General features: G+C 49.4%; 21 protein-coding genes. 10 read left to right on the forward strand and 11 right to left on the reverse strand.

Features of this window, described 5'->3' with window-relative positions; translation table 11 throughout:
• Positions 1-39: 39 nt before the first annotated feature.
• Together K0H59_RS14245 and K0H59_RS14250 are read right to left on the reverse strand one after the other, a co-directional pair.
• Complete coding sequence (locus K0H59_RS14245) at positions 40-1,521, reverse strand: PTS transporter subunit EIIC (RefSeq protein WP_220053492.1); 1,482 nt, start codon at positions 1,519-1,521, stop codon at positions 40-42.
• Complete coding sequence (locus tag K0H59_RS14250; RefSeq protein ID WP_011717697.1) at positions 1,473-1,937, reverse strand: flavodoxin; 465 nt, start codon at positions 1,935-1,937, stop codon at positions 1,473-1,475. Before K0H59_RS14250 ends, K0H59_RS14245 begins: the two co-directional genes overlap by 49 nt.
• Before the next feature lie 123 nt (positions 1,938-2,060).
• On the opposite strand from K0H59_RS14250, the gene K0H59_RS14255 reads away from it, so the two are divergent.
• Positions 2,061-2,234, forward strand: a complete 174-nt coding sequence (locus tag K0H59_RS14255) for a hypothetical protein (RefSeq protein ID WP_220053493.1) — start codon at positions 2,061-2,063, stop codon at positions 2,232-2,234.
• A 149-nt stretch (positions 2,235-2,383) separates the two neighbouring features.
• Here K0H59_RS14255 and truC read toward each other — a convergent pair whose 3' ends face one another.
• Both truC and K0H59_RS14265 read right to left on the reverse strand, forming a co-directional pair.
• Positions 2,384-3,238: a tRNA pseudouridine(65) synthase TruC gene (gene truC / locus K0H59_RS14260; RefSeq protein WP_220053494.1), complete on the reverse strand. Its 855-nt coding sequence runs from the start codon at positions 3,236-3,238 to the stop codon at positions 2,384-2,386.
• A complete protein-coding gene (locus tag K0H59_RS14265; RefSeq protein WP_220053495.1) occupies positions 3,225-3,545 on the reverse strand; it encodes a YqcC family protein in 321 nt (106 codons plus the stop codon). The genes truC and K0H59_RS14265 overlap by 14 nt, the downstream gene beginning before the upstream one ends.
• Positions 3,546-3,691: 146 nt before the next feature.
• Here K0H59_RS14265 and K0H59_RS14270 point away from each other — a divergent pair, with 146 nt between their 5' ends.
• Complete coding sequence (locus K0H59_RS14270; protein WP_220053496.1) at positions 3,692-4,705, forward strand: DUF3549 family protein; 1,014 nt, start codon at positions 3,692-3,694, stop codon at positions 4,703-4,705.
• Positions 4,702-5,088 carry a DUF3301 domain-containing protein gene (locus K0H59_RS14275; RefSeq protein ID WP_011623404.1) on the forward strand — a complete coding sequence of 129 codons (387 nt, stop codon included), beginning with the start codon at positions 4,702-4,704 and terminating at the stop codon, positions 5,086-5,088. Before K0H59_RS14270 ends, K0H59_RS14275 begins: the two co-directional genes overlap by 4 nt.
• Positions 5,089-6,761: 1,673 nt before the next feature.
• Here K0H59_RS14275 and K0H59_RS14280 read toward each other — a convergent pair.
• A complete protein-coding gene (locus K0H59_RS14280) occupies positions 6,762-7,067 on the reverse strand; it encodes a DUF962 domain-containing protein (RefSeq protein WP_220053497.1) in 306 nt (101 codons plus the stop codon).
• Complete coding sequence (locus tag K0H59_RS14285) at positions 7,060-7,698, reverse strand: GNAT family N-acetyltransferase (protein ID WP_220053498.1); 639 nt, start codon at positions 7,696-7,698, stop codon at positions 7,060-7,062. The genes K0H59_RS14280 and K0H59_RS14285 overlap by 8 nt, the downstream gene beginning before the upstream one ends.
• 144 nt (positions 7,699-7,842) lie before the next feature.
• Between K0H59_RS14285 and K0H59_RS14290 the strand changes: the two genes are divergently transcribed.
• Positions 7,843-8,076: a DUF2789 domain-containing protein gene (locus K0H59_RS14290; RefSeq protein WP_220053499.1), complete on the forward strand. Its 234-nt coding sequence runs from the start codon at positions 7,843-7,845 to the stop codon at positions 8,074-8,076.
• A gap of 49 nt (positions 8,077-8,125) precedes the next feature.
• Here the strand turns inward: K0H59_RS14290 and K0H59_RS14295 are convergent, their stop codons facing one another.
• Complete coding sequence (locus K0H59_RS14295) at positions 8,126-8,524, reverse strand: DUF3192 domain-containing protein (RefSeq protein ID WP_011623408.1); 399 nt, start codon at positions 8,522-8,524, stop codon at positions 8,126-8,128.
• A gap of 147 nt (positions 8,525-8,671) precedes the next feature.
• Between K0H59_RS14295 and K0H59_RS14300 the strand changes: the two genes are divergently transcribed.
• Together K0H59_RS14300 and K0H59_RS14305 are read left to right on the forward strand one after the other, a co-directional pair.
• Positions 8,672-9,055 carry a hypothetical protein gene (locus K0H59_RS14300; RefSeq protein WP_220053500.1) on the forward strand — a complete coding sequence of 128 codons (384 nt, stop codon included), beginning with the start codon at positions 8,672-8,674 and terminating at the stop codon, positions 9,053-9,055.
• Entirely contained in the window at positions 9,055-9,828 is a 774-nt protein-coding gene (locus K0H59_RS14305) for a Zn-ribbon-containing protein (protein ID WP_220053501.1), read from the forward strand. Before K0H59_RS14300 ends, K0H59_RS14305 begins: the two co-directional genes overlap by 1 nt.
• Before the next feature lie 121 nt (positions 9,829-9,949).
• Here the strand turns inward: K0H59_RS14305 and syd are convergent, their stop codons facing one another.
• Entirely contained in the window at positions 9,950-10,600 is a 651-nt protein-coding gene (gene syd, locus K0H59_RS14310; protein ID WP_220053502.1) for a SecY-interacting protein, read from the reverse strand.
• Between the two features lie 59 nt (positions 10,601-10,659).
• Here syd and queF point away from each other — a divergent pair, with 59 nt between their 5' ends.
• Positions 10,660-11,520, forward strand: a complete 861-nt coding sequence (queF, locus tag K0H59_RS14315; RefSeq protein ID WP_220053503.1) for an NADPH-dependent 7-cyano-7-deazaguanine reductase QueF — start codon at positions 10,660-10,662, stop codon at positions 11,518-11,520.
• A 94-nt stretch (positions 11,521-11,614) separates the two neighbouring features.
• Here the strand turns inward: queF and K0H59_RS14320 are convergent, their stop codons facing one another.
• From K0H59_RS14320 to K0H59_RS14330, 3 genes are all read right to left on the reverse strand, one after another.
• Positions 11,615-12,355, reverse strand: a complete 741-nt coding sequence (locus K0H59_RS14320; RefSeq protein WP_220053504.1) for a sporulation protein — start codon at positions 12,353-12,355, stop codon at positions 11,615-11,617.
• 61 nt (positions 12,356-12,416) lie between these two features.
• Positions 12,417-12,938 carry a hypothetical protein gene (locus tag K0H59_RS14325; RefSeq protein WP_220053505.1) on the reverse strand — a complete coding sequence of 174 codons (522 nt, stop codon included), beginning with the start codon at positions 12,936-12,938 and terminating at the stop codon, positions 12,417-12,419.
• Positions 12,939-13,107: 169 nt separating this feature from the next.
• Positions 13,108-14,106 (reverse strand): 4'-phosphopantetheinyl transferase superfamily protein, encoded by a 999-nt coding sequence (locus K0H59_RS14330; protein WP_220053506.1) that lies wholly within the window; start codon positions 14,104-14,106, stop codon positions 13,108-13,110.
• Between the two features lie 380 nt (positions 14,107-14,486).
• On the opposite strand from K0H59_RS14330, the gene K0H59_RS14335 reads away from it, so the two are divergent.
• Genes K0H59_RS14335 through K0H59_RS14345 form a run of 3 tightly spaced genes read left to right on the forward strand, consistent with a single transcriptional unit; the run spans position 14,487 to position 24,927 of the window.
• Entirely contained in the window at positions 14,487-15,356 is an 870-nt protein-coding gene (locus K0H59_RS14335; RefSeq protein WP_011717711.1) for a transcriptional regulator, read from the forward strand.
• Positions 15,353-22,597 carry a type I polyketide synthase gene (locus tag K0H59_RS14340; protein ID WP_220053507.1) on the forward strand — a complete coding sequence of 2,415 codons (7,245 nt, stop codon included), beginning with the start codon at positions 15,353-15,355 and terminating at the stop codon, positions 22,595-22,597. The genes K0H59_RS14335 and K0H59_RS14340 overlap by 4 nt, the downstream gene beginning before the upstream one ends.
• The gene (locus K0H59_RS14345) at positions 22,594-24,927 is read left to right on the forward strand and encodes a PfaB family protein (RefSeq protein WP_258405847.1); all 2,334 of its coding nucleotides are present in this window, start codon (positions 22,594-22,596) and stop codon (positions 24,925-24,927) included. Before K0H59_RS14340 ends, K0H59_RS14345 begins: the two co-directional genes overlap by 4 nt.
• The last annotated feature ends 1 nt before the right edge of the window (position 24,928 follow it).

Here is a 24,928-nt window from a genome sequence, read left to right on the forward strand (position 1 = left end):
ACACAATAAAGCAGCGATTAATTTCAACAAGATGCAATATCAGCGCCGAGTATCTAAATAACGCTGCAAGACTTTGCGTAGGGTTTCGGCCTTGGTGCCATATACCACTTGCACACCTTTGCCCATCACAATCACGCCCTTAGCACCGAGCTGGCTGAGTCGCACTTTATTGACAAGCTCAGGGCTGTGAACACTTAAACGTAAACGGGTGAGACAAGCATTGAGTTCGACAATATTCTCACGACCGCCCAATGCCGCAATGATGGCCCTTAAGCTCTCTTTGGCGCCATGGGGTTCATCGGGTTCGAGTCGTCCTGGCGTCTTTAAATTAAATGCCAGAATACTGCCCCTAAACAGCAGATAATAAATCACCGCCGTCAGCGGCCCTAAGAATACGAACCAACCCGTATTGCGCGACAGCGAAAACAGCAACGTAAAATCCACCAGCCCATGGGAGAACACAATACTGTGGTGAATATCGAGCATGATGCAGACAAAATATGCCAGCCCCGACAGCAGCACATGGATAAGAAACAAAAAAGGCGCCACAAACATAAAGGCAAACTCAATCGGCTCTGTGACTCCCGTCAGCCAACTGGCCGCCGCCGCGGAAAGCATAATACCCGCGACCCGATTACGCTCCGAGGGATCGGCGCAGCGCCAAATAGCCAGCGCCGCAGCAGGAAGTCCCCACATTTTAATCAAATAACCGCCCGCTAAATTCCCCGCCTGCGGATCGCCAGCTAAATAACGCGCCACTTCCCCCCGAACCACTTCCGAATTCTGTAACTGGTATTGGCCGACTTCTAAATAAAAAGGCGCATTCCAGATATGATGCAAACCGAGGGGAATGAGTAAACGTTCGAGCGCGCCATAGACCCCAAAGGCAATGGCCGGTTTTTGGTAAACCGCCCAGTCGGACACCCGCTCGATGAGCAGAGATAACGGCGGCCACACATGGGCAAGGATATAACCTAAGCCCATAGCCAACGGAATGATCAATAAAGAGGCGCTACGTCGCCCTTCGAAAAAGGAGAAAATCGCTGGCAGACGAATATATTGGCTCCAACGCACGGCAAAGCAAGTCACGCCACCAATCAACATGCCGCCGGCAATCCCTGTGTCTAAGGTTTCCATGCCGAGTAGTAATTGGGTCGGCAGTTGGTAGAGATCCGCTAATGCGGCTAAGGTGGCCGTCATCACCCCATAACCAAATACGGCAGTAAAAGCGGCGATGCCTTGATCGCGGCAAAACCCTATTGCTACCGCTACCGCGAACAAAATGGGCATGATGGCGAAAATCAGCTTGCCAACCGCCAGCATTAATACGGTTAGCACCTCGGGCATAAAAGGGATTGGACTCACGGTTAAGCCCAGCATCACACCCGCTGCGGGTAAAATCGCGATCGGAATTAACAGCGCCTGACTTAAGCGCTGAGCAAATTTAAACCACTGCTGAGTAACGAAATGACCTAAGCGGCGCGTTCGGATTTGACGATTTGATTCCAGCTTTCCAGCCATTTTATCGCTTCGACCTCGGGTTCCATGGTTTCACAGGCATCAATTTCTAGACGCGCCACAACGGGTTTAGCGCCTAATTCGCTGAGCAATTCATCTACCGATTTACCCGCACCGCAAAAGGTATCGTAACTCGAATCACCAAGTGCGATTACGCTGTATTTCAGCTCGGGCAGATAAGGCGCCGTCTCCTTAAGATGATAATACCAAGGCTGAATATCGTCGGGTAAATCCCCTTGCCCAGTGGTCGAAGTCACTACCACTAACAACTCATCCTGTGGCGGCGTAAATTGGCTAATTTCATTCGGTTGCCACAATCTGGCGTCATAACCGAGTTCTGTCAGCGCTTTTTCTAAGGTTTCGGCGGTAAATTGTGCGCTACCATACACAGTGCCAAACACCAGATTAACTTTTTTCATGATATACTCCGTGCCACATGCGTAAACGCAACTTAGCTGAAGTTACTTTATTGTGAGGCTTTAGGGCAAGCAACAAGGTAAAAATTTTATAAATCAAGTTATTGAGCATGAGGAAGCACACTGATGCGACAGAGCAATAGGCAAAAACACCTCAAGCACCAACATAAAACCACCCAAATTAGACGCAAACATTACTTTCACGCCGCCCAGCAAAATCTGCAATTACCGCTAACCGTCCCAGCGGAATACTCGACCTTAGCCAGCTTGATATCCAGTCTCAAACCAACCAGTAGTTAAGACCGCCGATTGTTGCGATGAATTGCATGCAACTAGACAGATAGCCAAGATGCAAGCTGAAGTGAGCACTCGCCTTAGGCTAGAAGTATCTTTAAGTTAGTAGTCGCCTTAAGCGACCACAGGCCTTAAATGCCCAAACAAGCATTGCCTTAAACGGTCGTCGTTTGCTCTGCAATCAACACACTTGGCTCGCAACAAAGTACGGCATCATCCCAACCCAGTCCTGAAAACACGGTTTCCCATTCTGGCTCAAGCTCGGTTTCGATACTTAAGCGCTCAAGTGTCACCGGGTGAGTGAAGGTTAACTTTTTCGCAATCAGCCACAGTCGATTGATATCGAAATGCGTACGGAAAAACGCATTTTGCTTACCATCGCCGTGAGTGGTATCGCCAATAATCGGGTGACGTAAATGCGCCATATGGCGTCTGAGTTGGTGCTTACGCCCCGTTTTGGGACTCAGTTTCACTAACGCGAAACGGCTAGTAGCGTAACGCCCCGACGGATAAGGAATTTCGGTATTTAATAGCGGCTCATATTGAGTCACGGCGTCCTGCGCGGCCTTATCTTGATTGGCAAACTTGTCAGCCACCTCATCCAATTCGATTTTAAGCGCATAATCCAACACACCACTCTCGTGCATATTGCCACGCACCAGTGCCAAATATTGTTTTTCAATACTGTGGTTGGCAAATTGCTCACAAAGGGCATTGGCCACCTCACTGCTTTTAGCAAATAACAACACGCCCGAGGTGGGTCTATCTAAACGGTGTACCGGAAACACATGGCAACCAACAAGATCCCGTGTCAGTTGCATCGCAAAAAAGCGTTCACGCCGCGCTAAGTAGCTGCGATGAACCAATAATCCCGCGGGCTTGTGGATAGCCACCAAGTGCTCGTCTTGATACAAGATACGCAGCTCTGGCGCAGGCTCTGACTGTTCGTCGTTCTCGGTTGGATTGTATTTATCCTCTGGCATATCCAGCCAATCATCATCTAGGTTCATTTAACAACATATCCAATTCATTTAAGACAGCGATTAAAGGTGTTAACGCCGCTTGTTCGGACCACACATGTTCCGCCATTGGGGCTATCGCAATTTTGCTTGGCAAAGGTTGCCCCGCATCGATAAGGGCTTGCATGCGCGGAATAAAGATAAACTGCAACCATTGCGCTAACGACATCAGATCGCAGGCAAAAGGCGCCGTACTGGCCATAGCTTCATCACTGGGCGCACGAGTAGCCCAAAGCCCGGCACTTTGTAGCTCATGGGCAATTTGGGCTAGCTTGGTTTGAGTTTGGCTGTAAAGCATCGATATAAGGTCCATTAAGCCACAGTCATTCGACAATTAAGCGCTGCGACTGAGGCGATAAAAGTGTGGCAATCATACCATCGCGCACAACTTCCCCCTATAATGTCGCCAATTTATTGAGCCTTTTTGATTGATATGACAGCCAAATGACTGAAATTACCACGCTTAGCCAATTTTTAACGACAGCCAAAACCCAATTCCAAGTCTATGAATTAGGACGAAGAGTACAGCACATCGATATGCTGGCCTTCCATCAAATCGAATCATTAGTCACGCCCTACCCTTACCCTATTCAAGGGCATGCCCAATTTGCCATCGTGTTTTGGAACGAGAGCCAACAACACTTCATTTGGTTCCTAAAGCTACCGTTAGACGAACAAGGGCTGCTCTCGCCGGCGCCGCGCTCACAGTTTATTGAAATGGTATTAACAGCACTGGGGCAAGATCCTACTCAGCCATTAACCGATGAACAACAGGATCGCCTCGCTAACAATCCGTTTAGCTTTAAGCCCAGCCAAGAAAAACTGGCGGTATTTAACGCCTTAGTGCGTAAACAGTTAGGGTTAAGTGCTTCAATTCAATATGAGTTTGCGGTGCAATATCTCTCGGGGCAAATTGCAGCGAGTGAATGGCAGCATATTGGCCTGCAAGGTTTGAGCGACGTGTGTGTTCGCCTTGGGGAATTAGATCACGAGCAGCAACTCCTTGCCAGTTTTGACAATAATGCGATTGAAGTGCAAATTGCCCTGTGCCAATGTCTCGAACATCTGCATTTAACAGAGGTGCTTGCCAATAAACTTTACGCTAAGTTTGTGACGGCTCCTCCCGAGTACCAAGCCTATTACTTGCGCGCACTCGCTTCTCATACCGAATTGAGTCAGCAAGCCCTCGCCCATCTTCAGCAAACCGAGCGCTTAGAGGCCAATGAACTCATCAGCATCGCAGGCCGAAACTGGACGGTATTAAAGCAAGAGCTGAGTCGCAGTATTTATCTCGAAGCACTGGCGCGACAACCCCAAGCCTTTTTTAATCAGATCTTTGCTGATATTGTGGCAATTCCCAGTTTGCGTAACCACTTATTGGGTGAGTTAAGAAACCCCAATCGGAGTGTTCAACTATCACAGGCCATTGGTGGCTTGTTTAAGGCTACAAGTAAATGATGTCAGATCTGCTGTTAATTATTGCGCTCGTTGTGGTTGCGGCCTTTTTTTGGCAATTACGTCAAATGGCAGAATTGAGCCGTATTTTTGCCGAAAAAGAATGTTGCCGACAAAAAGTACAACTCTTAGCCATCGCAATGGAAACGGCTCGCCCCAGCCTTGGTGGCACCACAGGGATCTGTTGGAAAGCAAAGTATCTATTCGAATTCAGCACCGATGGCATCAATCAATACCGCGGCCATATTTGGATGCTAGGGAAAAAAGTGCAAAAGATTGAATGGCCTATTTTCCCAGAGCCAGAATGGCAAGAAGCACCGATGGCCAAAGGAAAGTTTGGTGGTTGCGGCAGCCAAAGTAGCTGTAGCTCAGGCAAGTGCCATTAAGCGATTGCCGTTAACCTTTAGATAAAGCAGGACTGAATAACTAACGCCGAGCCGTATAGATAACATTCAGCCATAGCTCGGCTCTACATCCGTACTCAATCAGCTTTATCTGCACGTCTGCACGAATACCAAAAAGAAAGGGCGTGGTCATAAGACCACGCCCTTCTGTTCTCTGTTAAGCTATCCCGCTATTTTCGTGCTCCCTGCACCATCCATGCGTCAACTTGCGTCCTGCATCATCCCTGTTCAATCCGTGATATTTCCCTGTACTTAACGTACTTCCCTATCTCTTGGCGTTCCTTTTACCAAGCTTGCTCTTTCCTGAGCGGTTCCAGCATCATCCGTGAAATAGGTTCAGTAGCATCCTTTCTATTGCACTCCATGTGCCATTGCAATCCTGTGCAATTAGGCTATCTATCCCTGATAGTCTTTCCTTCCGTGGTTCGCATCGCTTTCATCCTGAAAGTCTCTCCTTACCACTCCATCAGTGTTTGTTCCTTAAACACTGTCCAGTCATCCTGACTGCTAACTTCCTGTTCGCTGTAGTTCCGTCTACAAATGAATTCTACGATAGCTATGGCAGGGTGGCTTTCGCAAAAGATAAAAATGTAAGCCGCCATATTAAGTTCATAATGGAAAAAAATTCTTAACATATTGATTAGATGCGACTTACCTAAAACTAGGTAGTCATTGTCAGTCAAAAAACTTACACATCGCTTACAGCCTTGTGAGATATATCTCACAAGAAATCGGGCAAGTTATGCCATTTGAATGCACAAACATTAATTAATCCCGAGACGTTCAAGCACAGCAAAGGAAATAGCGACTGTATAAAAGAGTAAAAATCGTCCGTTAAATTTGTTTTTCAAACAGAGGGCACACAAAAGTGGACATTATGACGTATCGTAAAAAATAACGTTGGAGAATAGCAAAAAGAAAGGGGCGCACTATGTGCACCCCATTTATCCTCTGCAAGCCATCCTGCTTGATTGTGCTCCCTGCACCTTCCTTGCGATCGTTTGCTCCCTGCAAGCGTCCTTCAATCCCTTTATTTCCCTGTGTAGTAGAACCGCCACCACACTCAATCCTTTGACCCGAATATCCTATCTCGGCTCCTGTCACATCCAGTGACTCATCCCAATCGCGTCCTGCTGAATCCTTTCCTAACCTCAGTACAAGCTGTTCACCCTTATACTTATCCTTTTACTCGATACTTCCTGTATCCAGTAACGCTTAATCCTTAAGCTTGTCCTATTTCATCCTGAAACCTGCTATCCCAGCAGATACAACATCCTCTATCATCCATGAGAAAGCAGCCTTGCTTTTCCTTAGCCTATCCTAGGCAGATGACAGTTTTCCTACTGTCAGTGGTTCAAATCCAAGAACCTGAATTCGTCGCTTCTTGCGTCCCTCTCGCCTGTATTGCTATCCCTGCTATCCATTTGCTTTGGCGATGAGTTGATTCTACGTGGTTCTCGCTATTTTTGTTTCGCTTAAAGAACACACACTAGCGCACTTTTCATACAATCAAGCTTTATTCAAACGTAACACCATGATTTTAAATACACTTTAAAAACTGTGATTGCAAAACAGTCAGTAAGAAAACATTTTATCCTACAGGCTTTGTAAGCGATCTCTCACACGGGTGTCAGCTTCTCACTGTTGAGGGACATTTAGCACTTCAACTTACCGGTGAGAATTTGTGCAAACATCACCCAATCTCCCATCAAACTGTACAAGGGATATTGGAAAGTCGCAGGGCGATTATGCTCAAACACAAAGTGTCCCACCCAAGCAAAACCATACCCCACTAGGGGGATAAACAGTAAAAACCAACCATTTGCGAAAAGCAGCGCCGCCCCTAATAACAAGAGCACCAGAATACTGCCAATAAAGTGCAATCGCCTACAGCTCAAGTCTTGGTGCTGTGAGAGATAAAAAGGGTAAAACTCAGTGAAGGAGCGGTAAGGTTCATTCATCTTGTTGGCCCGTGTAAAAGAGTAATTGTCCGGCCACATTGCCTATGCTCAATTCTCCGAGGGAGACAAAATCATGTTGCATAAATAACTGGCTATGGGCTTCTTGGGTGGTAAAGACACCAATCCCCTCAAGCTCAGGCTGCTCATCGCACCAACTCACTACGGCTTGCACGAGTTGATGACCTAACCCCTTTCCCTGCTCATTGGGCGCAAGGGCGATAAATTGTAGGATCCCGCAGTGCTCGCTCGGCAGCAGCTCGACGATGCTCGATTCTTTCTTCATCATCGCCTGAGTCGATTGCCAGCCCGTACCGAGCAACATCTTGAGTCGCCAGTGCCAATAGCGACCCTCCCCGAGGGGCACTTCCTGAGTGACCACACAGGCAACACCGACTAAGCGCGTTTGGTCAAACAGCCCGATTAAGGCTTGCTTCTCCTGCCAGAGCGCATTCAGTTCTTCACGGATTGCAGCACGCAATTTTTGTTCGTAGGCGAATTTGTCTGAAGTGGATAAGGCATCCACAAAGAAAGGATCGTCATGATAGGCGTTATAGAGAACCGAAGCGGCGAGGCGTAAATCTTCGGCGGTGAGGTAAACTGCACGGCACTCATCCAAGGTATTATTGTCCATTATTAGAATTCCTTGATTTAGATCACACTCTTAGGAGTAATTATCACTGTATCAAGGAAACAAAAAAGTGCAAATTTTAATCATAGATTGCATTTTTCAGTGAGTTGCATACCCTAGATAAAGGCACACAGAGAGGATGCGAGCATGGATACCACGCCAGTCGATTTGAGTCATCTGTTTGAACAGTTGGGATTAGCCAATCAAGCTCAAGCCATCAGCCAGTTTATTGCGAACCATCAACTTCCCCCAGAGACACACTTAACCGAAGCGCCATTTTGGACGCAGGCGCAAAAGAGTTTTCTGACCGAAGCATTAGAGGCCGATGCCCAGTGGACCGAAATTATCGAGCAGCTCGATGTGCAATTAAGAAAGCCCTAATAGTTTAGGGCTGACACTGAATCACTTAATAGCGAGTTGCGTTGAGTCGTTAAATTTTGCTGTAGGCGGTGTCGCCCCAGCCGACCAGCACACTGTTACTTAAGACGATTGGCGTGCATTCATCCTTAGTGGTTTTACCGTCACTGTGGGTATGCTGGGTGCGATAGAAGAGTACCAACACTTCTTTATCGGCTTGGCCGTCTTTCTGCTGCAGATAAGATTCGCTAAAGTCCGAGGCGCCCATCAGGGTCATCACTTGGTCTTTGCTCATGCCAAGGCTGAGCTTAGTCAGATTATTGCGGTTTTTGTCCTGTGTTTTTTCCCAAGATTCGTTGCTATCCCACTTAGATTCACTGTCGCCGACATTGACCACACAACCGCTAAGACCTAAGCTTGCTAACCCTAAAAACGTGACCGCGATGAGTTTGCGATTAATATTTGCGTTCATATTATGACTTCCTGTGTACTTGTTATAAAAATGCTTAAAAAGCAAAATCAATGCCAAACAGCAATACATTGATTTATAAGAACTAAAATAACCACGCCACAGTAAGTTAGTGAAAAATATGATATAGATTAAGGAATTTCACTTATTATGAGTCCGATTGACCAAGTGTTAGCAACAGCATGCGCACTCGAAGCCAGCGGTAAAACCCCAAGCCTTGCCCTGATAAAAAGCCGCGTCGGTAACAAAATCCCTATGCCGCTGTTAATCCAAGGATTACAGCAGTTTAAATCGATACCCAAAGCCGAGCGTGAGCGTTTAGCGGCTCAATCACAGCCCGTGGTTGAAGAGACACACACCGCCGAAGCTTCGCCACTCACAGTCGCCACACTGGCGCAACAGTTAGCCCAATTGCAACAGGGCATTGAGCAGGCCCTCACGTTAAAAAACAACGAGATCATGCAACTCAAAAATGAACTTATCGAGCTGAAACAACGTGTCAGTCAACTCGAATCCCAAGGAAAATCCGCTTAATGTTTGTCACCGAATTGCGCTTTGAATGCTTTGCCGATACCACCATCAGTGCGGCAGAACGTGCCATCAATCAATTACTCGAAGCTTACCGCGCTAATGGCCAAATCCTCGGCCGCGAATTTGCCGTGGCCTTTAATGAGGGCGAATTTCGAGTACGCCTACTCATGCCTGAAAAAAACAGTTTGAATCATCGCTATCACAGCCCTTGGGTGAAAAAAGCGCTGGCGGAATTAACCGAGGCTAAACTACTGGCGCCACGGGAAAAATTTATCGGTCAGGATATTAATTCTGAGGTGAGTAACACTGAGCCACCCAGCTGGCAACTGCTGTACACTAGCTATGTGCATATGTGTTCGCCCCTGCGAAGTGGCGATAACCTATTGCCCATTCCGTTGTACCAAATCCCCGCCACCTTTAATGGCGATCATAAACGGGTGATCCGCTGGCAAACCGAGTGGCAAGCCTGTGATGAGTTACAAATGGCGGCGGCTACTAAGGCAGAATTTGCCGCGCTGGAAGAATTATCCAGCCCTAGCAGTGATTTATTTAGGAGAGGTTGGGATTTACGCGGCCGAATCGAATATCTGACCAAAATCCCCACTTACTATTATTTGTATCGCGTCGGGGGGCAGGATCTGCAATCCGAGTTAGCTCGCCCCTGCCCACGCTGTGGCAGTCACGACTGGAAACTCGACGAGCCGCTATTAGATATGTTCCACTTTCGCTGCGAACCTTGCCGCATAGTGTCTAACTTGTCTTGGGACCATCAATAACGCCCCGTGTGAAAGCGCAAACTCGGCAGGCAAAATAGCCTAGTCGAGTTTGCTAAACAAGTTTGCAAGAGGCTTTTTCAAGAGGTTTTGTCAAGAGACCTTTGCAACATTTACCCCGCGCTTAACGCTTACCTATCAGGTTGTGCCACATACGTTTAAAGCTGGCAAAAATCCCCGGATGTTCGAGCGCCGGCATAGGTAATTCTTCATGTTTAACAGGCGGCGCGATACGTGGCGATAAGGCCTCAATAAATTCAGCTAAACTCGGCGCCAATTGGGTGGAAGGAAGCTCGCCGGGGATTTCAATCCACACACTACCATTAGCATTATCGACAGTTAGCATCTTATCGCCCTCATCCAGCAAACCAATAAACCAAGTTGCTGGTTGCTTGAGCTTTTGCTTCATCATTAAGTGGCCGATGATATTTTGTTGCAGAGCATCAAAATCCGCCTCGTTCCATACCTGCAGCAATTCGCCCGTGCCCCAGGGTGAATCAAACAGCACGGGCGCCGCAAAATACTCACCATAAAAGTGATTGATATCCGGCCATAATGTTAGCTCAAGCGCATGTTCAACATTCGCAAAACTGCCTAGCTGTTCACGCTTAACCGGGAACCAAGACACCGCCTCGTCGGACGCTTCATCAAACTCACCTTGAATACACAAAGATGGCTCGCCCTGCGGGTAATATCGTGGTAATTCGCCTAAAGTTGATAGGTAGGATCGATGGTAATTATCTAAAAATTTATCGAGAGCAGGCAGACAAGACACTTAAGCACAATCCAATTTCGGGTATAATGTGCGCCTATTTTGACATGGAAACAGTATTGATGACACACAATCACGATCCCTATAGTGATGCAAAAGAGCTTGCCGGCCTAACCTTAGGTAAAGCCACGGATTACCAAGCCGAGTATGATGCGTCGCTGCTGCAAGGGGTTCCTCGCTCACTTAACCGTAACGCTATCAACCTCACGGCGGAAAGTTTGCCTTTCCACGGAGCCGATATCTGGACGGCCTATGAGTTGTCATGGCTAAACGCCAAGGGCAAACCTATGGTGGCTATTGCCGACATTCAGCTAAGCCATGAAAGCCAAAATCTGATCGAGTCAAAATCCTTCAAACTGTATTTAAACAGTTTTAACCAAACCAAGTTCGACAATATCGACGCCGTGCAAAAAACCTTAGTGCAGGATCTCGGTGAATGCGCCCAAGGCCAAGTCACAGTGAAGATTATTGAGCCTAAGAGTTTTGGTATTCAACGCGTCGTCGAGCTGCCAGGCACTTGCATTGACGATCTGGATATCGAAGTCAGCGACTATGACTTTAATCCGGATTATCTTGAAAACAGCACTGATGACAAACAGATTGTTGCCGAAACACTTAATTCTAATCTGTTGAAATCAAACTGCTTAATCACCTCTCAGCCAGACTGGGGCAGTGTGATGATCCGTTATCAAGGGCCTAAGATCGATCGCGAAAAGTTACTGCGCTATTTGATTTCGTTCCGCCAACATAACGAGTTCCATGAGCAATGTGTCGAGCGGATTTTTGTCGATTTAAAACATTACTGCCACTGCACTAAGTTAACCGTTTACGCCCGCTATACCCGTCGCGGCGGACTAGACATTAACCCTTACCGCAGTGATTTTGAGCACCCAGGCGACAGCCATCGCTTAGCAAGACAGTAATCGACTTGCAGTAAAAAGCCCTGAATCATCAGGGCTTTTTTATTGTCGGTTGTAAGCTTTTGAACCAAGCTCACAACTTAAACTGCACCCACACTTAACTCAAATTCGCCTTAAAAATCTCTTGTACTTGGCTTAACGTGGCATTGTTTGGCAGGCTGAAATACAAGTAACCATCGCCACGGAATGCGCGGTCAAGCTCAAGCAACACATGGGTTTGCTCGGCATCGCACACCAGAGAAACCTCTATCTCACGCAAACGATTAAAGCCCATATTGCGCGGCTTAAACTCTAGCTCTTGGTAACAACCCGAAGTGGAACGAAAGGCGCGGGTATTGAGGAAACCTTGTTCCACATCGGCTTTCACCAACACAAAACCAAGGGTATCCATCGCCTTTAACACATGCTCAGCAATCGCCGTTGGCATAATGACCAGCGCATCGATATCGCTTGGGTCGAGCGCGGTATCTATGTCCACTCCCGTTTGTAACCATACTTGGGATTGATTATTGCGCACAGGGAGCTGAGTAAAAGGGGTTTCGGGGTGCAATTTACCTGAAAACGGGATCTCGCGAATTTCACCCGCTTGAATTTCAAAGGACTCAGTTAAGCGCCAGCTCGCCAAGCGATGGTTCTTAAAATAGTCGCCGTTATCGCTGCTCACTTTCACCTTAGTCATTAGGGCTAAGTCGAGGCCGGAGATCTGCTGCGGCACATTACCGCCTTTAACGACGATAGTGGCATGAAAGATTTGACCTGGCAGCAGTCGATTATCAATTAATTGGGTATCGACCGTCGCACCACCGATACCGACGGAGGCCAGCAGTTTTTTAAACATGGTATTTCCTTATGTTGCTAATGCTGCACCGATAAGCAGCCCTAATACAGCGTTTATTCAGTTAATTCGCAGATTTGCACTCGAGCAATAATTGCTGGAAATGCGCGCCTAAATCCTGCTGGGCAAATTGTTCACTGGCGAGTGCCATTTGCTTAAGGCTTTGCATGGCTTGCTCGACGCCCTGCTGTTCGATCAAACTTTTAGCATAGGCCGCCGCATCCGCGCCCTTTTGTAACAAGCTTGCGACTTGATCGAAACTCACCTCTTGTTCCATCACCTGCTGTAAATCGCCGAGTAATTCCGCCACCTTAGCCGACTCCACTAAGGCGCCTTCGACACTCACTAATTTACCGAGGGGATCTTGGCTGAGTTTTTCGGCCACACAGGCAGACACTGTGCCCGCCGCCGCACTTTGAGCAACCACATCGAGACCGCGGATGCGGATTTGCTCAACCACTTGTTGTAGTTGGGGATCTTGAGCAAGCCATGCCTGCTCTAATTGCTGTTTTTCATCGCCACCAAAGTAACCACAGCCACCGAGCAGTAGCAAAGTGGTGGTCGATAAAAGGCATTTGAATTTCATGATTAACAACCTTGTCAGTGAGTTCTCTGGCGTGACTATAGCGAGCTAGGTTTAATACAAAATGAAATATAAGCAGAGGAATAACAAAGTCAGTTGGAGGGACAAGAAACTGAATTCAAAGCAGTAATTCAAGAACGAAGGCAACCCAAGCCTTAGTGCAAAGACTGTACTAGATAGCCGAGCACGCCGCCAGTAATGCAGTGATACTGGTCAGTTGCATCGAAATAGCCACCTTCGCCAAGCTGTCATCCTGCACCAAGCCGTCACCATGCACTAAGCTGAGCCCAAAACGATATTCCTCATCAAGTCGGCCAAAGTAACTCTGCCAATGCTGGGCATGGGAGCTTGTGGCATTGAGTGTAGTTTCAGGCTCAATCAGCAGCCTAATATTGGAATAAAGTGGAATACGCGATGGGAGTTGAAGATAAGAACTGGGCTTAGCTTGGCTCGGTGAAGCAAAGTTCTCTTGTTGCTTAAGTTCAACCCAGTTACGGGTTTCGACAGTTTGCAGCGCGCCATCATCAACCGCCAGCAAACTGTTTGGCGCTAAGTCAAAGGCAAAGGATTTCAGCGACTGCGCTAAGCCCAAACCCGTTGCCTTAATGTAGGACTCTTTAAGTGCCCAAAGGTCAAAAAAGCGTTGCCGCTGTGCATCTTCGCCCTCAAGGGCTAATAAGCCTTCGGCCTCGATGGGGGAGAAATAATGATTAAGGATCGGGTAAATATGAGTGCTGGCGCGGGAGCGCTCAATATCCACCCCCAAGCCTAAACGGGGCTGTGCTGTGTTAGCGGTTGCGTCCGTATCATCAGCTTCCGCCAAGGCAATTAATAACCAGTCGCCACTGTGGCTCAAGTTAAACTCAATGCCAGTGCTCAGAAACTGCTCATGACTGAGACTGGGTTTGCCCTTTGCCCCATACTCAAAACACCAATCTTGGGGGGCAATCTGTCGCAGGGAGGAGTAAGCTGAAGATCCACCGCGAGATTGTAATCCTTGAGATAAGACGCAGCGCAGCGCCGCTCGCACCAATAAGCCGTTCATTTGCGCCTTGGGCGCCCGGTAACGCGCCACTTTTGCGCGCTCGTCCTCACTCAAGAGCGCCATACACGCACTCGTGCTGGCTGCATCCATTTCGGTTAATGGAATAAAAAAAAGCTCAATATTCATTCGTTTATCCCAACAATCCTTGAGTTTAACGGCAGCCCTATTCTACTCAGTTCTACTCGCCTGACGAGTAGTATCTTAATTTTGCTTCTAATCTTATGAATTTAAATGATTATTTAAATTTAAGCCTTGTGCTAAACCAGAGTTTTACTTCCTTGAACATGATCATTTGATCATTAAAAAATCATTTCAAGTCCCATATGATTGTATCGAGCCGAAACCTCAGGTAATCTGCATCACCATTGTGCGTAACAAAACACATAGCTCACGGGTTTTAAGCCTAGATTAAGCATGAGTCCACACTCCGCTTTGACAGGCAAGTTTAAGCAGTCCCGATAGATTATGTTGGATGAAAATAATAAAGATGGGACAGCACTAACAAGATGAGTTCTCGAAAAGTGGGTACTCAAGCCGCGGATCATGCTCAGGCTGACAAGCCAAACTCGGAGCACAAATCCGCCCCCAAAACGGCAAGGCATCGCAATGCCACCACCACGCCGGAGATGCGACACTTTATTCAGCAATCTGAATTGAGTGTGAGTCAGCTCGCCAAAATTTTAAATATTACCGAAGCCACAGTGCGTAAATGGCGCAAGCGCGAGTCAGTGAACGACAGCCCGAATACCCCGCATCACCTCAATACCACCCTCACGCCGATGGAAGAATACGTGGTGGTGGGACTGAGATATCAACTTAAACTGCCGTTAGATAGACTGCTCAAGGCCACTCAAACCTTTATTAACCCCAATGTGTCCCGCTCGGGGTTGGCACGCTGCCTTAAGCGTTATGGCGTTTCGCGCCTCGATGAGTTTGATCAAGAGCTAGTGCCTAAACAGTATTTTAATCAATTACCGATCAGCCAAGGCAGCGATGTACAAACCTACACGGTTAACTCCGAAACCTTGGCCAAGGCGCTTGCCCTGCCAAGCACAGATGGCGATACCGTAGTACAAGTGGTGTCCCTCACCCTGCCGCCGCAATTAACCGAGGCCGAACCTAAATCGGTACTCCTTGGCATAGATAGCAAGGCGGATTGGATTTATATCGATATTTATCAAGACAGTAACACCCAAGCGGCCAATCGCTACATTGCCTATGTACTGAAGGATGGGCCGTTTCATCTGCGTAAATTGCTGGTACGCAACTACCACACTTTTTTAGCCCGCTTTCCTGGCGTACAAACCCCAAAAGCCATCGCTAAATCCCTTAATAAGGCAACGGCCAAACGCTTTGCCAGTGGAGACTCGTTATGAGCCATACCCCATCACAGCCTCAATTATCAACCGATGAAAAAGCCGATAAGAGACTGAATAAACGCTTAAAAGATATGCCGATTGCCATCGTTGGCATGGCGAGTATCTTTGCTAACTCCCGCTATTTAAATAAGTTTTGGGATTTAATTTGCGACAAGATTGATGCCATTACCGACGTACCCGAATCCCACTGGTCGATTGATGACTATTACGATGCGGATAAATCCAAGGCCGATAAGAGCTACTGCAAACGCGGCGGGTTTATGCCAGAGGTCGACTTCAATCCGATGGAGTTTGGTCTGCCGCCCAATATTTTGGAACTCACCGACAGCTCGCAGTTACTCTCACTGGTCGTCGCCAAGGAAGTTCTACAGGATGCAAACCTGCCAGACGATTATGACCGTGACCGCATCGGCATCACCCTAGGGATTGGCGGCGGTCAAAAGTTAAGCCATAGCCTCAACGCGCGCCTGCAATATCCAGTACTGAAAAAAGTATTTAAAAGCAGTGGCCTGAGCGATGATGATAGCGAGCTGCTGCTCAAAAAATTCCAAGATCAATATGTCCACTGGGAAGAAAACTCCTTCCCCGGCTCCCTCGGTAACGTGATTGCCGGACGCATCGCCAACCGTTTCGATTTAGGCGGGATGAACTGCGTCGTCGATGCCGCCTGCGCCGGCTCGCTTGCCGCCATGCGTATGGCGCTGACCGAACTGACCGAAGGTCGCAGCGACATGATGATCACCGGCGGTGTCTGTACCGACAACTCGCCCTATATGTATATGAGTTTCTCAAAGACGCCGGCTTTTACCACCAACGAACAGATTCAACCCTTCGATATCGACTCTAAGGGCATGATGATTGGCGAAGGGATCGGCATGGTCGCCTTAAAACGCCTCGACGATGCCGAGCGCGATGGCGACCGTATCTATGCGGTAATCAAAGGCGTTGGCGCCTCATCGGACGGTAAATTTAAGAGCATTTATGCGCCGCGTCCCGAAGGCCAAGCCAAGGCATTAGAGCGCGCCTATGATGACGCTGGCTTTGCGCCGCACACCGTTGGCTTGATTGAAGCCCACGGCACAGGCACAGCCGCAGGCGATGTGGCCGAATTCAATGGCTTAACCTCAGTATTCTCTAAGGATAATGAGCAGTTACAGCATATCGCCTTAGGCTCAGTTAAATCTCAGGTCGGTCACACTAAGTCCACCGCGGGCACGGCGGGCGTGATTAAAGCCGCATTGGCGCTGCACCATAAAGTCTTGCCGCCTACGATCAACGTGAGTCAGCCTAACCCTAAATTAAACATTGCCCACTCGCCTTTTTATCTCAATACCGAGGCGCGCCCTTGGATCCAACGCAGTGACGATACGCCGCGCCGCGCAGGGATCAGCTCCTTCGGTTTTGGTGGCACTAACTTCCATTTAGTGCTCGAAGAATATCACCCCGAACACGCGCGCGATGACGCTTATCGCCAACGCAGCGTGGCACAAAGCTGGCTGTTTGCCGCCGCCGACAAAACCGCGCTGCTTGGCGAGTTAAAGGCCGCGCTGCGGCAAGCAACTGCGACTAAGGCAGATCTGTCTGAGGCGCACTTTGTTGCCTTTGCAAAATCCTACGCCCTGCGTGAACTCCCCCCGCAATCGGCACGCCTTGGTTTTATCGCCAAGGATTATGCCCAGTTACAGACTCTGTTAACCCAAGCGATAGCGCAGCTAGAATCCAATAGCGCCGAGAGCTGGCAGTTACCCTCAGGGATAAGTTTCCGCGCCCAGGCACTGGTCAAGGATAACAACAAGGTTGCGGCCTTATTTGCAGGCCAAGGCTCACAGTACCTGAATATGGGACTGGAAATTGCCAACAACTTCCCCGAGCTTCGCCGTCATATCCACGCCAGTGATAAAGTGTTTAGCGACCGTGGTGAGGTTGCGCTTTCAAGCGTGCTATACCCTATCCCCGCCTTCGATGATGAATCGAGAAAAGCGCAGGAAAGTGCGTTAACCAATACCCTTTATGCCCAAAGCGCCATCGGCGCGCTCTCAATGGCGCAGTATGCCCTATTTACTCAGGCGGGTTTCGCCCCGGATATGCTCGCAGGTCATAGCTTTGGTGAACTCTCGGCCCTGTGCGCCGCAGGGGTGATTTCAGTAGACGACTACATCAAGCTTGCCTTTGAACGTGGACAGGCGATGGCGCAGTCACCGCTGGATGCTGACTCCAGTCGTGATGCTGGCGTCATGTATGCCGTTATTCTTAAGCAAAAACAGGATATTGAGGCTATCAACGATTGCCTTGCGCAGTATGACAACGTCAAGATTGCCAACTACAACTCACCCACTCAGTTGGTGATTGCAGGTGCTACCACAGCGACACAACAGGCCGCTAAGGCCATTGGCGAGTTAGGCTTTAAGGCGATTGCCCTGCCCGTTTCTGGCGCCTTCCACACGCCATTGGTTGCCCATGCGCAAAAGCCCTTTAGCGAAGCCATCGACAAGGCTCAGTTCAACACGCCAAAGATCGCCCTGTATGCCAATGGCACAGGCGAGCTACATCCCACCGATGCTAATGCCATCAAAACGGCCTTTAAAGATCATATGCTGCAATCGGTGCACTTTAGCGAGCAGCTAGAGGCCATGTATGCCGCTGGCGCACGGGTGTTTGTCGAGTTCGGCCCGAAAAACATTCTGCAAAAGTTGGCAGAAAATACCCTAGCCGCGCAGTTAAACGAGCTTTGCCTTATCAGCATTAACCCGAATCCTAAAGCCGATTCCGACAGCCAACTGCGCAGCGCTGCAGTGCAACTAGCGGTTGCTGGGGTAAAACTGGGTGAAATCGACCCTTATCAAGCCGAATTGATTGCGCCCGCAACGCCTTCGGCGATGAATATCAAGCTCAACGCGACCAACTACATCAGCCCAGCGACCCGCAACAAAATGGTCGATTCGCTGCAATCGGGCAAAATTACCAGCCAAGTGCAGTATGTGGATCGCCTCGTTGAAAAAGTGGTTGAAAAAGTCGTTGAAAAACCCGTGATTGTCGAAAAAATTCTAGAAAAGGTTGTCGAAGTGGAAAAGCCAGTGGCACAAAATAGCAATACTATTCAACAGCAAACGCCTGCACAACCAGCCTGCTTTACCGCTGGACAGGCGAATCAAGATGCCCTGAGCGCCTTTTTTGCCGCCCAAACCCAGGCCGCGCAATTACATCAACAGTTTTTAGCGATCCCGCAGCAATACGGCCATACCGTCAGTGCCCTGATGGCAGAGCAAGCCAAAATGGCAAGTCTTGGCATCGCCATTCCAGAGAGTCTGCAACGCTCGATGGAGCTGTTCCACCAGCATCAGGCACAAACCCTAAAGAGCCATGCTGAATTTATGCAATTGCAGACCAGCAGCAGCCAAGCGGCATTAGCCCTGCTAGGCCAAATGCCAGCGCCTCAGGTTCAAGCCCCCATTCAAGCGGCTGCACCAGTGGCGGTAGCGGTGGCAACGCCAGTCGCTCCAACTCAGGCTCCCGTGGTTCAAGCGTTAGTTGCAGAGCCAAAGGCGACTGTTGTACCTGTGAGCCAACCTCAATCAGTACAGCTGCAATCAGTTCAACCTCAAGTAGCACAGCCGCAAGTGCAAACTGTGGCTGCAGCAACTCGCGCGCTTTCCGAGAAGCCAGTCGTGCAGCAAATTGAGACCGCCATGCTGGCAGTGGTCGCCGATAAAACAGGTTATCCGGTTGAAATGCTGGAACTGAGCATGGATATGGAAGCCGACCTTGGGATCGATTCGATTAAACGCGTGGAAATTCTAGGCACAGTGCAAGACGAGTTACCGAACCTGCCAGAACTGAGCCCAGAGGATTTAGCCGAGTGTCGCACCCTAGGGGAAATTGTGGCGCTGTTTAGCCAAGCGACTCCTGTAACAGCCGTTACAGCAAGCCCGCAGTCAATAACACAAACCGCAGTAGCCACCAATGCGGCGGTTTCTAATGATGAAATTGAGCGCACTATGATGGCGGTCGTCGCCGACAAGACTGGTTATCCCGTGGAAATGCTGGAACTGAGCATGGATATGGAGGCCGACCTTGGTATCGATTCTATTAAGCGCGTGGAAATTCTAGGCACAGTACAAGACGAATTACCCAAGCTACCAGAACTGAGCCCAGAGGATCTCGCCGAGTGCCGCACCCTAGGGGAAATTGTGGCGCTATTTAGCCAAGTGACTCCTGTAACACCAGCATCAACTGTTAGCCATGCGGCACAAACTGCAGTAGCCGCAAACGCAGCGATTTCCAATGATGAAATTGAGCGCACTATGATGGCAGTGGTGGCCGACAAAACTGGCTATCCCGTGGAAATGCTGGAACTGAGCATGGATATGGAGGCCGACCTTGGTATCGACTCCATTAAGCGCGTGGAAATTTTAGGTACAGTACAAGACCAACTGCCAAACCTGCCAGAACTGAGCCCTGAGGATTTAGCCGAGTGCCGCACCTTGGGTGAAATTGTCGCCCTCTATGCTGGTTCGCAATCGTCAAGTGAGGCGCTACAGCCAAACCATGCTGTGCCAATTCAAGAAACTGTTGTAGAAACCGAGGAAACCATCGACCTGCCGCCCCATAGTGAGGTGATGCTAAAAAAGTTGCCAGCGGCGGCTGAGTTAGCGCGCATCATAGCAACTAGCGATGTTCAACTGACGGCAAACAGTTACGTCCTTATCGGCGACGATGGCCACAACGCGGGGGTGATTGCCGAAAAGCTTCACGCCCAAGGGGTAAAGGTCGCGGTTGTACGCTCACCCAAAACAGTTGTGACCAGTGCATCGCCACTCGATAGCCATATTGCCAGCTTCACGCTGGAGGCGATTGATGATGAAAGCATCTGTGAAGTCATCAATCAGATTGAAGCGCTTGGGCAAATCGCCGGTTTTGTTCATCTGCAGCCACAGCATAAGTCCGTTGCCGATAAAGGTGCTGGCTTAGTGCTGGCAGACGACGCCAAAGCCTCGGTCGAGCAAGCCTTCTTGTTCGCCAAACACTTACAACCGCTGTTAACTGAGCGCGACCACTGCCGCTTTGTCACCGTCAGCCGTATCGACGGCGGCTTTGGCTATATTGGTATGAACGAGTCGGCAGGCGCTGTTATTAGCCAGAGTGAACTCAACCAAGCGGCGCTCTCTGGACTCACTAAAACCTTAAATCACGAGTGGCCGGGAGTGGTCTGCCGCGCACTGGATATCGCGCCAAACTTGGACGCTAAAACGGTCGCCAATGCGGTGGTGCAGGAATACTACCTCCAAGATGCACCGGTCGAAGTCGGTATTGATAGCGAGCTTGAGCGCGCGACCTTAGTCGCGGGTAATGCAGTACTTCGCCGCAGTAGCGCGTCTCTCTCGTCTGCGGACAAAATCCTCGTCACAGGCGGCGCTAAGGGCGTCACCTTCGAGTGCGCCTTAAGTTTAGCGAAACGCTGCAAGGCACATTTTATCCTAGCTGGTCGCAGCGCCCATCAGGGGATCCCCGCTTGGGCTCAGGGTAAAAATCGCAACGAGCTGAAAGCCGCTGCCATTGCACATCTGCAAAGCCTGGGTGATAAACCCACGCCAAAACAAGTGGATGCCTTAGTTTGGCCAGTACAAAGCAGCCTTGAAATCAGCCATGCCTTGCAGGCCTTTGAAGCTGTTGGCGCCAGCGCCGAATACTTAAGCTTGGATGTGAATGACCCGGCAGCTATTGCCAGCACGATTGCACCTATCAGCGCCCTATCGCCCATCACGGGGATTATCCACGGCGCGGGTGTACTTGCCGATAAACATATTCAAGACAAAACCTTAAGCGAACTTGAGCGCGTTTATGGCACTAAGGTGACCGGACTTAACAATCTGCTGTCGGCACTGGATCTTAGCCAGTTAACGCTCATCGCCCTGTTCTCTTCGGCGGCGGGTTTTTACGGTAATACCGGCCAGAGCGACTACGCCATGTCTAACGACATTCTCAATAAGGCCGCGCTACAACTCGCGCAGCAATTGCCACAAGCCAAGGTGATGAGCTTCGACTGGGGGCCTTGGGATGGCGGCATGGTCAATCCTGCGCTGAAAAAAATGTTTATCGACCGCGGGGTTTATGTCATTCCGCTCAAAGCGGGTGCCGAGTTATTTGCTAGCCAATTATTGAGTGATACAGGGGCGCAGCTGTTGGTCGGAACCGATATGCAGGGCAATACCGCCAATGCCGTTGAAGCTGCATCAGCAAAAAAGCCTGAAGCGGATCTAACCACGGCGTTAGATCCGCAGCCTATGGCCCAAACTGTGCCACAGAGTATTCGTGTCATGCGCAGCCTCGACCCTAAACGCATGAGCTTTATTGAGGACCATTGCATTAATGGTCATGCGGTATTGCCGACGGTGTGCGCCATCGATTGGATGCGTGAGGCCGCCAAGACGCATTTAGGTAAGGCGGTGAGTGTCAGCGATTATCGACTGCTCAAGGGAATTATCTTCGATGAGGCGCTGCTTGCACGCAATGCGCCTATTGAGCTCGAATTGATGCTGACGCCGCTTGCTGACGCTACACAACAATCGACTGAGGCGTTAGCCGCGCTGATTAGCTTTGAAGGTCGCCCGCAGTATCAGGCGGTATTAGTTGCGCAGACGGATAACACGCCAGACGCACAGCGTTTCGAGGTTGGCGAGTTGCATTCTCTGATGGAGGAGATAACGCAGCAACCCGCTATCGCGAACCGCGAGTCGCTCTACAACGATGGCACACTGTTCCATGGCCCAAGACTGCAAGGCATAAGCGAAGTGCTCGCCTTTGATGATCAGCAGCTTATCGCTAAGGTAGCACTGCCAGCGGTGGCCTTAGATGACTGCGGTGAGTTTGCGCCAAATCTTGAGGATAAAGGCACACAACCCTTTGCCGAAGATCTGTTATTGCAGGCCATGCTCGTGTGGGCGCGCCTTAAATATCAAGCGGCAAGCTTACCCAGTGCCATTGGTGAGTTCGTATCCTATTCGCCCTTAGGTTTTGGCGAGAAGGCGGTATTAGTGCTGGATGTTATCAAGCATTCGTCCCGAACACTTGAAGCCAATATTGCGCTTTATCATCAAGATGGCCGATTAAGCTGCGAGATGAAACGGGCCAAGGTCACGGTCAGTAAGACGCTCAACCAAGCGTTTATGGCCAATAAACCTCAGCAACCAATGCAAGTGCAGGCAACAGCCCAAAGCACGGCCGAGGTAAGTGTTAAGTGACACTCGACCCAAGCGCACATGCGGCATTAAACAGTCCGCATCCCAATGCCAAGCCACTGCGAATAGCCGTATGGCTTGGTGATGGGTGGATGCAGAGCGCGCCTAGCCATGCACAAACCGATATCAGTAAGCTGCAGCAGTTGATGGCTTGTCGAATTCAGCTCAATGTTGAAGATAAGCCACTAATTGATGAGCCATATGATGAGCCAACACTGGTCGCATTGGTCACAGAGCAACTCGCCCATATTGCGCAAAAACAACTTGTTGAAATTCGCTTTGAATATCAGCAGCAAGTCCGTAGCCTGTATCTGCTCGATGGGCTGCTTGCCGCGCAGTTACATCTGCATGCCGAGGCTTATATTTCAGCATTAGCGCAAATCCAAGCTGAAACAGCTGCAGAAAAAAATACAATTACTATCAATACCAATACAATCGAGCGCTGCTTAAACAGCGCTTTTACCTTGGCGAAACGCGATTGTACTCAGGCGGTTAATTGCTACGCGCAGGCAAGTAATCTTGCCCGTCAGTTGAATGTATTATCTCAAGCGGTTGAGGCGTTAAGTCATCGAACGCTAGCAGGTATTACACCAATGCTTGCCCACCTCAATACAGAAAAAACCGAGCTAGGCTATTGGTTTACCAAGCCCCATCAGGCAAGGGTATTAAGCCTAAATCTCTTGGGTAAGCCCCCTCAAGCGAGCACAGCCCAAAGCCTTATCTTGACCCAAGGCACTCAGCTTATCGCTCAGTCATTGCTCAATGCCAATAGGCTTTTTATTCCCATTAGCGGCAATACGCTTGAGTCGTTAACGGCAAAACTATCGCAACTCATTGATTCATTAGATTTATCAGCAAGCTTTCCCGATACGGATTGGCTGAGCAGCCAAGGCTATGATTGGTTTGTGCACTATCAAGCAAGGGATGAATTGGCCTTAGTGCTGATGGCAGGCTCCCTTGAAGAGCTTATGCAAGAAGCCAAGGCGATGCGCGTTTATATTGAAAAGACGCAACAGTCTCCAGCTCCAGCGCCAACCCAAACGCCTGCGTCAACGCCATCGGCCAATCTAGCCTTTAAAACTCCTTCGGGCAGTTATTTTACGCCAACGCCCCTCGGCGATACGGGCTTAACCTTTGTCTACCCCGGCGTAGGCACGGTTTACCCAAATATGTTCAGTGACTTGCATGGCTATTTCCCTGAGCTTTATCGCGAGCTTGAACGTGAAGGGGATTTAGCCGCCATGTTGCAGGCCGAGGCGATTTACCAAAGCGCTGCTTATGCCAAAAGTGCCGTTGATGTAAAAAGTGCTGTTGATGTAAAAGACGCGGCAGACACGAGCTTAAGCCAGCTTGCGATTAGCGGCGTTGGCGCCAGTTACCTTTTTAGTCGGCTGTTGACTCGAGTCTTTAATATCCAACCACAACTGGCTCTGGGCTATTCCATGGGTGAAGCGGCCATGTGGGCAAGTTTGGATATCTGGCAAACGCCACATGCCCTGATTAACGCCACCCAAAACAGCGCTATCTTCAATCAGGAGATTTCAGGCCCACTGCTTGCGGTGCGCCGCGATTGGCAGTTGAGTGAAGATGCTCCGCTAGTGTGGAATAGCTTTTTAGTGCGCGCCTCTCGCGCCGAAATTAATGCCATGCTCCCTGATTTTCCGCGGGTTTATCTGGCTATCGAACAGGGCGATACCTGTATTCTGGCGGGCTGCGAAGCAAGCTGCTTACAACTCCTTGCAAGGCTGGGTAAGCGTGGCATTGCCAGCAATAAAGTCACCGCCATGCATACCGCGCCCTCGCAGTCACAGCACAGTGCAATCCAAGGGTTTTATACCTTAGGCTTAAAGACGAATGCCTGCGAGACTCAGGTGCGTTTTATTAGCGCGGCGCAGCAAAGCGCCGTCAATATTGATAGCCAAAGCATTGCCAAGAGTATCGCCGATACTTTTTGCGCGCCGCTTAATTTTACCGCGCAGATTAACACCGCATATCACCAAGGTGCGCGTTTATTTGTTGAGGTGGGCGCCGATCGTCAAACCAGCACCCTTATCGATAAAATCGGCCGCCAACTTGAGTTGGGCGCCGATGGCACTCAAACACAGGGGCAACCGATATTTGCCATGGCATGTAATGCCAAGGGCAGCGATACGATCACTAGCTTACTCAAATGCTTAGCTCAACTTATCAGCCATAGAGTGCCACTCTCCCTTGCGCCACTTATGCCTCAATCGGCAGATAAGGCTACAGCGAAAACGATAGCGCCACATTCTGCCAGCCCCAGCGCATTAGGCCATTATTCAAACGTATTCCAAGAAGGAGAACCCCTTTGAG

The organism is Shewanella sp. FJAT-51649, from assembly GCF_019457435.1.
Taxonomy (GTDB): domain Bacteria; phylum Pseudomonadota; class Gammaproteobacteria; order Enterobacterales; family Shewanellaceae; genus Shewanella; species Shewanella mangrovisoli.